This window comes from Microbacterium sp. LWH13-1.2 (assembly GCF_038397735.1).
Taxonomy (GTDB): domain Bacteria; phylum Actinomycetota; class Actinomycetes; order Actinomycetales; family Microbacteriaceae; genus Microbacterium.
In genome coordinates, this window is the sequence record NZ_CP151635.1 from 2771381 (window position 1) to 2783936 (window position 12556).

A 12556-nucleotide genomic window follows, 5' to 3' on the forward strand; every position below is an offset into this window, starting at 1 on the left:
TGTGCTCCTTCTCGGTTCAGGGGGTGGGGTTGTTCTGCGCGGGATCGATGGGGCCACGCGCCGACGATGCCGCGATGAACAGGATGAGGAGGACGGCTGCGGCGGTGGCGAGCGATGCGCCGGCCCAGAGCTCGTCGATGCCGAAGCCCGTGCCGCCACCGACCACGAAAGCGACGAGGACGACGAAGTACGCGCCGGCAGGTCGCATGTGCGCTTCACCGTCGTCGGAGATCCGTCGGCCCAGCGCTCGGGCAACGAGGCTTGCGGCCATCTGGACGACGGACGTCACGGCGATGTTGCCGTAGAGCATTCCGGTCTCGCGGTGGAACGCGTTGCCCTGCACACCCGCGATGAAACTGACCGTCCATGCGACCGCCCACGCGTTGAGTCCGGTGGTCGCGGTGAGTACGGCGAGAAGTGCGACGATCACGAGTTCGAAGACGAGGACCTCGGCGGAGTACGGCTTGTCCTCCCGTGCGCGCCACAGGACGTAGATGCTGCAGACGAACGCGCCGAAGGCGAACACGACGACGCTGGTCGCTGCGAGGAGCACACGTCCGTGGTTGCCGTCGGCGAGGAAGTAGCCGATGGACAGCAGGTTGCCGGACTGGACGGTGGCGAACGTGCCCACCTGTCCGAACGTCCAGGCGTTGAGAAGACCGGAGACGAGAGCGAGCGCGACTGCGGCGGGCGCCGTCTCCAACAACGGGTAGTGGCGAGTGAGAGCGTGAGCTGGCGGTGACATGGGGCCTCCTGCGTGGGTGCCTTCTCATGAGAGTGCCGATTGCGCTGAGGCCCTTGCGACGAGAGTCGAATGTGCATTCGTCACGATTCGATGCGCTCCGAGCCGCCCGCTGGGCAGACTCCTGGGTATCGTCCGGAATCGTCACGAAGGAGCACCGCATGGACACGTCCGAGAACCCCGAGGTGGGTCACGAAGTCCCCTCGCTGGGTAACCCCGACCTGCCGCAGGAAGGCGAGATCAACATCGCCGACCGCCCGCAGAGCAACACCATGACCGGCCCGCAGAACGAGGTCATCGAGTCGCAGTTCCCGAATCAGATGCATGCGCCTGCGACGGACATCAGCACGCAGCCGTTCTTCTGGTCCTCGTTCAACATCTCACCCCGCCGCGTACAGCGCGGCGGCTGGGCGCGGGAGCTCACGAAGCAGGACTTCCACATCTCCGACGAGATCGCCGGAGTGAACATGTACCTCGAGCCCGGCGGCATCCGGGAGCTGCACTGGCACCAGACCGCCGAATGGGCGGTGATGACTCGCGGCAAGGCCCGCGTCACGACCCTGAGCCGGTCAGGCCTCCCGGCAGTGGAGGACGTGGAGGAAGGAGACCTGTGGTTCTTCCCCGCCGGCACCCCGCACTCCCTGCAGGGGCTGGGACCGGACGGGGCCGAGTTCGTCCTCGCGTTCGACGACGGCGACCAGTCCGAGTCGAACACTCTGCTGCTGACGGACTGGTTCGCGCACACCCCGCCCGAGGTTCTCGCGAAGAACTTCGGAGTGGCGCAGGAGGTCTTCTCCGACATTCCCCTGCACAACCTCTGGATCTTCCCGGGCGAGGAGCCGCCGGCGCTCGACGTCGACCAGGCCGCAGCCGGGGTCGAGTGGGGCATGGAGCCGGTCATCTTCCGCCTGTCGCGCTCGAAGCCGCTCTACCAGAACACGGGCGGCAGCATCCAGATCGCCGATTCCTCCAACTACAAGTACTCGAGCACCGTCGCTGCGGCGCTCGTCACGGTCGAACCGGGCTCGATGCGCGAACTGCACTGGCACCCGAACGCCGATGAGTGGCAGTACTACCTGCGCGGTTCGGCCCGCATGACCGTGTTCAACACGGGTCCGCACGCGAACACGACCGACTTCCGTGCGGGCGACGTGGGTGTGGTGCGCAAGAACTTCGGCCACTACATCGAGAACACCGGTGACGACGTGCTGCAGTTCCTCGAGGTGTTCCGCACCGACACCTACGAGGAGATCTCGCTCGCCAACTGGCTGTCGCACGTGCCGCCGCAGCTCGTCTCCGCGCACCTCAACATCGACCCCGCCGTGCTCGCGACGTTCCCCCGAGGGGCCCAGGGCATCACGCCGCTGCGCTGAGTCGCGAAGTCAAAGCGGAAGGGGGTGTGGCGCTCAAGCGTCACACCCCCTTTGCCGTGTTGTGAGATCCGACTCCGCGGGCTGCCCACCTCCGGGTGATGCTCACAGCACCCAGCACGACGCCGGCGACGGCACCTCCGACGACGGTGTCGATGATGCGCGTGCCCATGGATGCTTCGAGCAGCGGACGGCTGCCGCCGGCCACGAGAAGAAGCGCCATCGGAGTCACCACCATGAGCGCGAACATGAGGTTGCTGCGGATGAAGAACACGAACCCGAACACGAGTCCGCCGACGACGACGACCAGCGCAAACCCCTCGGGTATCCAGATCATGAAGACGAGCGCGATGCAGACACCAAGAGCTGTTCCGATGAGCCTCTGGGCCGTCCGGAGAGTCCCGAGGTGCAGGTCGGAATCCTTCTGCAGGATGCCGATGACGGCGAGAAGCACCCAACCGACGTGGTGGAGTCCCAGCCATGCGCTCACAAGCACCGCGAGCACGACCGCGACAGTGAGGCGCGCGAAGATACGTGCAGAATCAGGCTTCCAGCTGTAAGTCCAACGGTAGTCATGAGGCAGTGCCGCATCTGCGGTGCGTACCCGTTTCAGGGCGAGCGGCGCGACGATCACGACGTACCCGGCGACGACGCCCAGTGCGACAACCGAGATGACGAGTAGCGGGTCCACCCCGCTTCCCCCCATCGACAGGGGTGCTGTCAGCTGCCCCATGGAGCCTGCGGTGAGGACCGGGAAGATGGCGCCGGGCGGGCCCACATTGAACGTCAAGCTCGCGTACGAGAAGACAATGGCGACGATGCTCATGGCGAGCAGGCTTGTCGGCAGTGAGCTTCCCGTGCTGATGCCGATGATGGTGCCCACGAGGAAGCCGACTGCGATGACCGGCAGCTTCGCGGCGCGTTCTCTCCTGCTCTGCCCGGAGAGGTACAAGACGATGAGCGCGCCGAATGCCGCGAGGAGTCCCAGGCGCAGTTGTCCGTAGGCGGCGAACACGGCCGGAGGGCCGGCGACCGCGATGGTCGCTTGGGTGGCGGGAACCCACGCGCGAGGCGCGGGAGCGAAATGCACAAGTGCCCGTGCGGTTCGGGCCGCGCTCATGAACCCTGCGTCGCGCGCGCACCCACCCGCGTCCAGTGCAGTTCGCTGTGGAACGTGAGCCCGTCGATGGTGGTGCGTGGAGATCCTGTGATGAACAGATCGTTGCCTTCGATTCGGGCCTGCCGAGCCTGCGGTTTGCCTTCCCACCCGGTGAACAGGGCGACATCCACGTGGTGAGTGACCGTGTCGCTGGCGGAGTCGACGGTGTACGGCCCGGCGTAGGCGATGAAGCCTCCGGCCATGAGCGCCAGGTTCGCGGTCGAGACGGACTGCGGGTCGGGGTCGTTCGTGCGAACCCGATCCGTCGACCCCAGGGTCGCTGAGACGATGCCGTCAGGGCTGTACGAGAGGTAACCCTTCACGTCGGGACCGAACTCCGGCATTCGCACGCCGTCGGCGAAGACTTCCGTCGCGCTGACGAGCCGCCATGCTCCGATGAGGTCCGAGGCCGTCAGCGTCATGAAGTCTTCTCCTGTCGGGTGCGTGCTGTCACCGTGGCGTGCTTGTGTCGCGGCTTCGTGTGTGCGCCGGCGACACTGTCGTGCTCGATGAGGTGGTTCACGTCGACGGACAGTGCAAGTGCGCCGGCCGTCTCGATGACGACCTGGTCGTACTGGGTGAGACGGGTCTGGTGCTGTTGGAGATGCTCGCTCCAGCTGCCGACCCCGAAGACTTCTACCCACGTGCCGTCTTCCCTGTCCTGATACAAGGCCCACGTGCGAGCACCGGTTCGTCGGCGGCTGTGCTCGACGGCATTCATCTGATGCATGAACGCGGCTTCCTGCTCTTCGGCTATGTCGTAGCGGACGAGGACAAGAGTGGGGCTGTGCCCGTCGATGTCGTGAACAGCGTCCGCCAATGGAAGGGCGAACGTGTCTCGCTTCTTGTCTGCCGTTTCCAGCAGTGGCCAGAAGAGCTGCGATACGGCGACGACGAGCGTCGCCGCCCCTGCAATGGCGCTGGTGGCGATGGCGCCGATCCACCCGGCGATGAGTCCGCTCGCGAGGCCGCCCGCGGCCATGGCTCCGTAGAGAACCATCTGATAGACGGACAGACCTCGTGCGCGGACCCAGACGGGGAGGAAGGACTGAACGGCACCGTTGAGCGTGGCGACGACGCCGATCCACGCGGCTCCAGCCACCGCGAGGATCGGCAGCGTCAGGAATAGCCATGGGGATACGGCAACCCCGATGGTCGCGGCCCCGAAGAGAGCCGACGACAGCAGCACTGTCCGGTTCGCGCCCAGGGCATGGAACCACGGGATGAGAAACGCCGCGCCGACTGAACCGACGCCGAGCCCCGCAAGCAGGAGCCCGTACCCGGCGGAGTCGAGATTCAGACGCTGTGTGGCAATGAGCGGCAGCAGTGCGTACAACGCGCTAGCCGGGACGACGAACGCTCCGAGACGCACGTACATGCGGCGGACGACGGCAGCCTGAGTGACGTAACGAAGGCCCGCACGGGCTGCGTCGACGAACCGCTCGGCCTGATGAGGGTTCGGGCGGTAGGTGCGCCAGCCGATGAGGACGATGAGGAATGCGGCGAACGACAGCAGGTTCATCCCGAAGACGAAGGCGATTCCGAAGCCGGAGAGCAGGACGCCGGCGACTGCTGGCCCGATGGCACGGGCGACGTTGACGGATACGGCGCTGAGGGACGCCGCCATCGGCACCATACGAAGCGGGACGATCTCGGTGGCCAGCGCTTGGTAGGCGGGAAGCTGCACGGCCGTCGCGGCGCCGAGGAGCACGGTGATGAGCAGCAGCAGATACGGCGTCATCTCGCCTGTCGCGGTCAACGTCACGAGAGCCGCGCTCAGCAGTACCTGGAGTGTCTGCATCCAGATGAGGATGGAACGACGGTTCAGGAATTCACCGAGCACTCCCGCCGGGATACCGAGGAGCAGCACCGGGGCCGCGGACGCTGTCTGGATGAGGGCGATGAGAAGAGGGTGGGTGTGCTGCTCCACCATGAACCATTGCGCTCCGACCGTCTGCATCCAGGTACCGATGTTGCTGACCAGTGCCGTCAACCACAGTGCTCGGAAGATCGGCACAGCGAGGGGCGCCCAGATCGACGTGCGGGGTGCGGTGTCGTGGGAAGTCGTGACGTCGCCGGTTGCGGGTCGGGGTGCCGGTGTGTTCATGGCGGTGTCTCCAAAGTCGATGTGATCTGTCGGGAGCAGCAACCCCCGTTCGATGCCGCTGCCCGACAGATCCAGCCCCAGACGGGCTACTGCTCGAGGGCGTTCAGGACGACCTTCCCCACGGTCTGCCCGCCTTCGAGAAGTTCATGTGCCCGGTTCGCTTCTGCGAGCGGGAATACTGCGTCGACGGCGCCGCGGATGGCGCCGCTTTCGATGAGCGGCAGGACGTCGCGCGTGACACCGGCGATGATCGCGGCCTTCTGGGCTGCGGGCCGTGCCCGCAGGAGGGTGGCGGAGATGCTGGCTCGGCGCGACATCAACTCCCACAGATCGACGGTGGCCGGACCGGTGGATCCGCCGATGATGACGAGGTGGCCATCGTCTGCGAGGCATTCGATGTTGCTCTCGAGGTACGGCGTTCCGACGATGTCGAGGATGGCATCGACGCCGCGCCCGTTCGTCGCGTTGCGCGTGACCGAGGCAAAGTCCTCGCTGCGATAGTTGATGGCGACAGATGCTCCGAAGCCGAGGACAGCGTCGGTCTTGGCCTTGCTTCCGGCGGTGCCGATGACCCGGGCGCCGATAGCGGTCGCCCACTGTGTGGCGAAAGACCCGATGCCCCCGGCCGCACCGTGGATGAGAACCGTCTGACCCGCTTTCAGGCCCGCGATCATGGCGAGATTCGAGTAGACCGTGCAGGCCACCTCAGGGAGGCCAGCCGCTTCCAACATGGTCAGAGTGGTGGGCTTCGGCATCACCTGGGTGGCGGGGACGACGACTTCCTCCGCGTAGCCGCCGCCGGTGAGGAGCGCGCACACTTCGTCGCCGACCTTCCAGCCCGTGACGTCCGCGCCCACGGCGTCGATGACTCCGGCGCATTCCAGCCCGAGTCCAGGGGGCGCCCCCGGAGGCACGGGGTAGTGACCGCGACGTTCGAGCAGGTCGGCGTTGTTGATGCCGGCGGCGTGGACGCTGATGCGCACCTCGTGAGGTGCGGGCTGGGGCCGTTCCACCGAGATCAGGCGGAGCACATCAGGCGAACCGGGTCGGGTGAACCGTACTGCTGAGGTCATGGGGTTCCTTCGTTCTCGAACGCGAGCGGGTGGAGGAGACATTGTGCCCCCTCCACCCGGACGGGTTCTCAGTGCTCGTCGTAGTGGTCGCCGTGAAGCGCGTGACGGTGGTCGTCGTGCACGTAGTCGACGTGGTCGCCGTGGGCGACCGCGTCGTGTCCGCAGCTCGCGCCGTGCTCGTGCTCTGCGACCGTGTGGTGCTCGGCGTGCGTGTCCGTGGTGGCCATGGTCACTCTCCGCTCAGGCGGATGCGTGGGCCTTGGCGTACGCGACGATGCTCTGCGCGTAGTGCGGCGTCTCGAGCTCGCAGTGGCGGCCCGAGGCCTCCTGGCGGGCTGCCGCGGCCTCCTCGAAGGTCTGTCCGCTGGCCGTGATGAACTCCAGGAACTCCTCCGTCGGGTGCGAGGTCACGGTGTTGACGTAGCGCAGCTGGTCTCCCTCGAGCTGCTCCATGCCGAGCTCCCAGATCACCTGGGTGGTGGTCCAGCCGGCCGGGGAGAGAACGTCGGAGATGGAGACCATCTTGCAGTAGTGCTTGCTGGCGACCTCGTAGCGGTAGTTCTGGATGACCAGGCCCGCACCGATGACCTCGACGTTGATCGACATGGGCGTGCCGTCGTCGTCGACCGTGTAGCCGGCGGCCTTGTGATCGCCGGGTGCACACCGCTGGTACTCGTGGGTGGGGAGGTTCTTCAGCCACGCTTCGATGTCGATGTCATCGAAGTTGCCGGTGACGTCAGACGTGACCACGGCGTGCGAGAGCACGAGGTCGGGGCGAGGGGTTGCAGCCATGAGTGGCTCCTTCGTTTCATGCCGGTGTCCGGCGGGGTGTGGTTTGGCACGAGCCGCCGATCCGGCGCTCGCAGATGCGACGTTATTCGGCGGTTTCGGGGGCTACATCCCCCGGGTGCCGCCGATACATCGCATGTTCTATTCGCGCACCCTCTGCCCGAAACGCGTTGCGACGATTGGCGAAAGCCGCTTCGTCTCGTGTTCAGCCGCTGCGCGAGTATCGTGAGTGCGTGCCCCCCTCCCGCAAGCCACATCGCGCCAGCAACCGCGACGCGCTGGCGGGGAGTGCAGCCGACCTCTACCTGGTTCCCGTTCGCGGTCGAAAATCAGAGGTGCATGCGATTGAGCGGGGGTTCGACCTCGCGTTCACCGGGCACAACGCTGTCACGGTTTTCTCCGGCGATCCCGGGATGGGCAAGACCCGTCTGCTGCAGCATGCTCTGCAGCTTGCGCACGGACGAGCATGGTCGACGCTGGTCGTGGCACCGGATTTCGATTCGCAGTTGTCGCCGTTGGGTGCCCTCATCAGTGCGGTGACCGAGGCGGACCCACCTCTGCTCAGCGCTGACGAACTGCACGCGGCGATTCAGGGAGCATCGCCGCAGTACTGGATCACGCGCGTGCTCGGCGACACACTGGAATCTGCCAGTTCTCGCGCCGGGGTACTCGTCGTCGTCGACGACCTGCAGTGGTTGGACTCAGGGTCCCTCTCGGTCCTCGCCGCGCTGCTGCGAACCCTTGAGGGCCTCCCTGTGTACTGGGTCTTCGCCACACGCAGCGGAGCCTACGGCCCCGAGCATCGGCGGTTCCTCGTCAACCTTCGAGAGTTCGCCTCTGTCATCGATCTGTCTTCGCTTGACGTGGATGCTGTCGATGCGATGGCCCGCGACATTCTCGGGGCCGCGCCGGGGCCGAAGGTCGAGGCGGCCATACGCAAGACTGGCGGGTCGCCACTTCTGATTCTCGAGATGCTTCGCGGGATGGAAGAAGAGGGGCTCCTGCATCCGTCCCGTGGCATGGTCGACCTCGAGAAAGAAGCGGTTCCTGCCCGGTACGGCGCATCGGTGCGAGAACGCATCGCGGCGCTCGATGCTGATGCCCGTCGAATCGCCCAGATCGGCAGTCTCTTCGGTCGAGAGTTCCCCCTCGGCGGCGTCTTGGATGTCATCGGCCAATCCGCCGCACAGGCCGTTCCCGCGGTGCAGCAACTCCTCGACCTCGGATTCGTCGTCGACACCGGAAGCAGCTTCGCGTTCCGTCACGACACGATTCAGGCTGCAGCGTACGACAGTCTGTCCCCCACCGTGCGGCGAGCGGTCGCTCGAGAAGTCCTGCAGCATCGGTTGCGGGCCGGAGAGTCGGTGTCTTCCCTGGCGTCCCCGATTTCCGCAGCGGCTGACGCCGGAGATGACGCGTCCATCGATCTGCTTTTCACCGCGGCTGAGGAGCTCGCCCCCGTCGACGCCCGCGGCGCGGCAGAGTTGACGGTGCGTGGAGCACAGTTGGCGCAAGGGCGGATCCACCACTCGACCCGCGTGGTCGAGCTGCTTCCGTTGGTACTCGCCGGCGGACTGCAGGACGATGCCCATCTCATACGTGAGTCGCTCACCCCGGGCCTCAGCGCGGACGAACGCGCACGGGTCGGCCTCGCCTTCGCCAGGCAGCTCACGGAGTCAGACTTCGGCAAAGCTATTGCGGAGACGGAAACAGCGCTGGCTCTCGGAGGGGTCTCTCAGAAGACCGTCGTGGAGTTGCTCGCGGTTCGTGCACTCAACTACGCGAACAAGGCTGACGCGGTCGGCCTGCGCGACAGCCTGGCACGCGCCCGGCAGAACGCCGATGATGACCGCGATCTTCTCGCGGTTGCCACCGTGGACGCCACCGAGTCAGTGCTTCTGTTCAACGAGAATCGCTTCGATGAGGCGCAACGGTTGCAAGAATCGGCGCTCGAGAAGCTCGAACGTGCCGGCAGGTCCGCGGCGCTGTGGGTCCCGGAGGGCCTGTGGATGGCCTTCATGCTGAACAGCAGAGGCGACTGCGAGGACGCTCTTCGGCTTGTTGACGACGGTCTGCGTGATGCGAGAACTGCGAAGTACGTCGTCGCCGAGGCGTTCTGGATGATGGTGCGCTGCCGAGTCCTCTACGACCTTGGTCGCTTGGATCAAGCGCGCGAGCAAGCAGAGACCGTCCTCGACCTCGCGGAGCTCCTTCACCTCGGCGATTTCGCGAATGCCACAGCGGGGGTGGTGCTGCACCGGATCGCATTGGACACCGGCGATGTCGAGCTGCGGCAGAGTGTTCGATCCCTCGTGGAACACCTTGCGGATGGCATGAGTCTGACCAGAACCGGCAAGTGGAGCCTGGCGCTCGAAGCGTTCGATCTCGGCGATATCGAGATGGCCTACGGGTACACGGCACTGGCCCGCGAGTGCGTGAACGTGCCGATCCCCTCGATGACCAGTCCCGCAGACTTCTCCGACGATGTGTACCTGGCCTATCTGAGCAAGAAGATGGGCGACGACGCCGCCGTGGAGAAGGTCGCCCGGCACGCGGCCAGTCGCGCGTCCCAGAATCCCGACAATGCGTACGTCTCGGCGGTGTCCTTGGCTGTGCAGGCGGTGCGCGATGGATCGTTCTCCGCTGTCATGGAAGCGGTCGCGTTGATGGAGGAGGTAGAGCGGCCGCTGATTCGTGCTCGGTTGCTCGAACTCGCTGGCAGCCTCGCCCCGACGGACGATGAAGCGGCGAGCTGCTACGTGCGAGGGATGCGCCTCTTCGAGGAGTTGGGTGCGGCCCGCGAAGTGAGTCGCGTGCTCCGAACGCTCCGAAACCGCGGAGTTCGGACGAGGGCGAAGTCGGTCAGCGACGGCCCGATGGGGTTGTCTTCACGCGAGTATCAGGTCGCCGAACGTATTGCAGCGGGGCTGACGACACAGAAGATCGCCGAGGATCTCATGGTGTCCCCGCATACGGTCGTCACGCACATTCGCCACATCTTCTCGAAATGGGGCGTGAACACGAGGCGCGAGGCCGCACATCGATTCCAGGAGGAATCCGCCGCGTCAGCAAGCTCCTCTCGCCCGGGTTAGTCCGGTTCCGCCAGGTATCGGTGGATGAGAGTGACGGCCATCGCGCCCTCGCCGACGGCCGAGGCGACTCGTTTGACCGATTTCGCGCGTACGTCGCCGGCGGCGAAGATCCCAGGGACGGAGGTCTCCAGATAGAACGGTGGCCGGGCAATCGGCCACCGCTCGAGATCGGCGGGGGCGAGGTCCACACCGGTCAGGACGAAGCCACGACTGTCGAGTCGGACATCGGTGGTCTCTGCCCACTCGGTGTTCGGGGCGCCGCCGATGCAGACGAACAGGTGGGTCGCGGGCACGCGTGCCGTGACGCCCGCCTGGTCGAGCGTGATCTCACGAAGATGGTCGTCTCCGTCGACCGCGACGATGCGGGTGTGGACGAGGATGGTGACGTTCGGTTGCACGGCAAGCCGATTGAGCAGGTACGCCGACATGGTCGAGGAGAGCGAAGCTCCGCGCACGACGACGGTGACATGGGCGGCGTGGGCGGCCAGGTTCATCGCGGCCTGCCCTGCGGAGTTCGCGCCACCCACGACATACACGTGCAATCCGATGCAGGCGGAGGCCTCGCTGGTGCCTGCACCGTAGTAGATGCCCGCCCCTTCCCACTCATCCTCCCCCTCGAGACCGAGTCGCCTCCATTGCACGCCCGTCGCCGAGAGGGCCGCGCGGGCATGGATCTCCGAACCGTCGGCGAGGACGGCGCGCACGTCATGGTCTTTGAACGTCCGGGCGATGCCGTGCCGCATGAGAACGAGGTCCGCACCGAAAGACAGCGCCTGGCGGCGTCACCCACCCCAAGGCGGACGCCACCTGAGCCGGCGTGGGGCGCTCGAGCAGCTGCCCGTCAGCGAACAGCACCAGAGGAAGCTGGCGCCCGGCTAGGAGCACGCCTTCGGCCACCCGACTGCCAGGCGGCACGCTGACGGACAAGAAGGGCACTTCGCTACGGGTCAGGTAGTCGCGCAGCGCATACGCGTCTGGTCCATCCGCATCCGCGATGAGTCTGAGCGGCAGCTTGCTGCCAGGAGTGATCTCGGTCATGCGTCTTCGGCGAGTTGGTCTTCCCAGTTCCTCGGCACTCGGTCTGCGGGCCCGGGGGTGGTCTGGGATCGCGGATGGCTGCGCGGAGGCGCGAGGAGAGGGCCCTCGAATGCGGTCTCAGTGTGGAAGTCCCAGAACCAGTCCTCGCCCGGTTCGAAGCTCTGGATGACCCGGTGACCACTCGCGTGAGCGTGCTTCGTGGCGTGCTTGTTCAGGGAGTCGTCGCAGCATCCGATATGCCCGCAGAACGCGCATCGGCGCAGGTGCAGCCACCACGACCCGATCTTCTCGCAGTCCACGCACCCCGGTCCGGATGGCGGTACGTCCACTCGGATGAAGTCGCTGACGTCGCTCATGAGTGGTTCTCCTGTCGTCGGTGTCCTGTCGGATCATGGCGCCTGGGTTCGCGGCCGCATTCAAGCGTGCACCTGGTGCCATGCGCTGATTCTGAAGTTGTCCACGCGGAAGCTCGCAAACCCCATGACCCACTGGGGCCCTGTTGCAGGGAGGGTGAGACACATAGCCAGTTCGGCCAGAACCACCTGGCCCGAGACCGCCAAGCTCACGAGCTCCGTGTGCCAGTCGGTGAACGTGCCGCGGATGTCCCGGATCATCGACACGACCGCGGCTCGGCCGCGAACGATCTCCCGCGCGGACGGCTGATAGGTGACGTCCTCGGTCAGGAATGCGTGGATGTCGTGGTCGCTTCCTTCGTTCAAGATGGTGACGAAGTCGCGGACGACGAGTTCGATCTCCAGCAACTCGATGGCTGTCAGGGTGCGTTCCCAGTGCTCGTGCATGTCGACCTTCACGCCGTGGTGATACGGAGTGCAGAGATCGTGTCGCCGCGCGTGGAGAAGGTCAAAGTGGCTGGACCGTTGTAGCCGTCTCCGTGGACTTGGGTATGCACGGCCAGGTCGCTGCCGTCCCAGGCATGCAGGAGGTCCGTGAATTGCACGCGGTTCTCGATGATCCATTTCTCGATCCACAAGGTGATCCCCGGAAAGCCCTCGAACAGCATCCCCCACGCGTCCACGTCCGCGTCGGGGTGGAAGCATCGGGTGAGAGCGTACGCGTTCTGGGAGTTTGCCGCGTGCAGGGCATCGGTCACCACGGAAGGTACGTGTCCTTCGAGACGACGCACATGCTCGAGCGCCGAGGACCCGACTCCCGCGGGGGCCGAACG

General features: G+C 65.9%; 13 protein-coding genes. 2 read left to right on the plus strand and 11 right to left on the minus strand.

From position 1 onward, the window contains the following. Positions 1 to 16 precede the first annotated feature (16 nt). Positions 17 to 745, minus strand: a complete 729-nt coding sequence (locus MRBLWH13_RS13390) for a YoaK family protein (RefSeq protein ID WP_341955453.1) — start codon at positions 743 to 745, stop codon at positions 17 to 19. Positions 746 to 903: 158 nt separating this feature from the next. On the opposite strand from MRBLWH13_RS13390, the gene MRBLWH13_RS13395 reads away from it, so the two are divergent. Next, positions 904 to 2115, plus strand: coding sequence for a cupin domain-containing protein (locus tag MRBLWH13_RS13395; protein ID WP_341955454.1), 1212 nt, complete (start codon positions 904 to 906; stop codon positions 2113 to 2115). A gap of 40 nt (positions 2116 to 2155) precedes the next feature. On the opposite strand, the gene MRBLWH13_RS13400 is transcribed toward MRBLWH13_RS13395, so the two are convergent. From MRBLWH13_RS13400 to MRBLWH13_RS13425, 6 genes are all read right to left on the minus strand, one after another. Continuing rightward, positions 2156 to 3232 carry an FUSC family protein gene (locus MRBLWH13_RS13400; RefSeq protein WP_341955455.1) on the minus strand — a complete coding sequence of 359 codons (1077 nt, stop codon included), beginning with the start codon at positions 3230 to 3232 and terminating at the stop codon, positions 2156 to 2158. Beyond that, the gene (locus tag MRBLWH13_RS13405; RefSeq protein ID WP_341955456.1) at positions 3229 to 3693 is read right to left on the minus strand and encodes a lipocalin-like domain-containing protein; all 465 of its coding nucleotides are present in this window, start codon (positions 3691 to 3693) and stop codon (positions 3229 to 3231) included. The genes MRBLWH13_RS13400 and MRBLWH13_RS13405 overlap by 4 nt, the downstream gene beginning before the upstream one ends. Further along, positions 3690 to 5378, minus strand: a complete 1689-nt coding sequence (locus MRBLWH13_RS13410) for an MFS transporter (protein ID WP_341955457.1) — start codon at positions 5376 to 5378, stop codon at positions 3690 to 3692. Before MRBLWH13_RS13410 ends, MRBLWH13_RS13405 begins: the two co-directional genes overlap by 4 nt. Before the next feature lie 86 nt (positions 5379 to 5464). Next, on the minus strand, positions 5465 to 6451 hold the full coding sequence (locus MRBLWH13_RS13415; protein WP_341955458.1) for an NAD(P)H-quinone oxidoreductase: 987 nt from the start codon (positions 6449 to 6451) through the stop codon (positions 5465 to 5467). 68 nt (positions 6452 to 6519) lie between these two features. Beyond that, positions 6520 to 6678, minus strand: coding sequence for a zinc transporter permease (locus MRBLWH13_RS13420; RefSeq protein ID WP_341955459.1), 159 nt, complete (start codon positions 6676 to 6678; stop codon positions 6520 to 6522). A gap of 13 nt (positions 6679 to 6691) precedes the next feature. Next, positions 6692 to 7243 (minus strand): hypothetical protein, encoded by a 552-nt coding sequence (locus MRBLWH13_RS13425; RefSeq protein ID WP_309687627.1) that lies wholly within the window; start codon positions 7241 to 7243, stop codon positions 6692 to 6694. A gap of 74 nt (positions 7244 to 7317) precedes the next feature. Between MRBLWH13_RS13425 and MRBLWH13_RS13430 the strand changes: the two genes are divergently transcribed. Next, positions 7318 to 10332: an AAA family ATPase gene (locus MRBLWH13_RS13430; protein WP_341955460.1), complete on the plus strand. Its 3015-nt coding sequence runs from the start codon at positions 7318 to 7320 to the stop codon at positions 10330 to 10332. On the opposite strand, the gene MRBLWH13_RS13435 is transcribed toward MRBLWH13_RS13430, so the two are convergent. The 4 genes from MRBLWH13_RS13435 to MRBLWH13_RS13450 all read right to left on the minus strand — a co-directional run bounded on the left by MRBLWH13_RS13435 (position 10329) and on the right by MRBLWH13_RS13450 (position 12481). Beyond that, positions 10329 to 11036, minus strand: a complete 708-nt coding sequence (locus MRBLWH13_RS13435; RefSeq protein WP_341955461.1) for an NAD(P)/FAD-dependent oxidoreductase — start codon at positions 11034 to 11036, stop codon at positions 10329 to 10331. The two genes, MRBLWH13_RS13430 and MRBLWH13_RS13435, sit on opposite strands and share 4 nt — an antisense overlap. A gap of 330 nt (positions 11037 to 11366) precedes the next feature. After that, on the minus strand, positions 11367 to 11726 hold the full coding sequence (locus MRBLWH13_RS13440; protein WP_341955462.1) for a UBP-type zinc finger domain-containing protein: 360 nt from the start codon (positions 11724 to 11726) through the stop codon (positions 11367 to 11369). 60 nt (positions 11727 to 11786) lie between these two features. After that, entirely contained in the window at positions 11787 to 12182 is a 396-nt protein-coding gene (locus MRBLWH13_RS13445; protein ID WP_341955463.1) for a nuclear transport factor 2 family protein, read from the minus strand. Next, a complete protein-coding gene (locus MRBLWH13_RS13450; protein ID WP_341955464.1) occupies positions 12179 to 12481 on the minus strand; it encodes a hypothetical protein in 303 nt (100 codons plus the stop codon). The genes MRBLWH13_RS13445 and MRBLWH13_RS13450 overlap by 4 nt, the downstream gene beginning before the upstream one ends. Between the last annotated feature and the right edge of the window lie 75 nt (positions 12482 to 12556).

Coding starts and splice junctions, on each gene's coding strand:
- MRBLWH13_RS13420 (WP_341955459.1), bottom strand. CDS start 6,678: ATGGCCACCACGGACACGCACGCCGAGCACCACACGGTCGCAGAGCAC.
- MRBLWH13_RS13405 (WP_341955456.1), bottom strand. CDS start 3,693: ATGACGCTGACGGCCTCGGACCTCATCGGAGCATGGCGGCTCGTCAGC.
- MRBLWH13_RS13400 (WP_341955455.1), bottom strand. CDS start 3,232: ATGAGCGCGGCCCGAACCGCACGGGCACTTGTGCATTTCGCTCCCGCG.
- MRBLWH13_RS13395 (WP_341955454.1), top strand. CDS start 904: ATGGACACGTCCGAGAACCCCGAGGTGGGTCACGAAGTCCCCTCGCTG.
- MRBLWH13_RS13415 (WP_341955458.1), bottom strand. CDS start 6,451: ATGACCTCAGCAGTACGGTTCACCCGACCCGGTTCGCCTGATGTGCTC.
- MRBLWH13_RS13410 (WP_341955457.1), bottom strand. CDS start 5,378: ATGAACACACCGGCACCCCGACCCGCAACCGGCGACGTCACGACTTCC.
- MRBLWH13_RS13390 (WP_341955453.1), bottom strand. CDS start 745: ATGTCACCGCCAGCTCACGCTCTCACTCGCCACTACCCGTTGTTGGAG.
- MRBLWH13_RS13430 (WP_341955460.1), top strand. CDS start 7,318: ATGCGACGTTATTCGGCGGTTTCGGGGGCTACATCCCCCGGGTGCCGC.
- MRBLWH13_RS13440 (WP_341955462.1), bottom strand. CDS start 11,726: ATGAGCGACGTCAGCGACTTCATCCGAGTGGACGTACCGCCATCCGGA.
- MRBLWH13_RS13425 (WP_309687627.1), bottom strand. CDS start 7,243: ATGGCTGCAACCCCTCGCCCCGACCTCGTGCTCTCGCACGCCGTGGTC.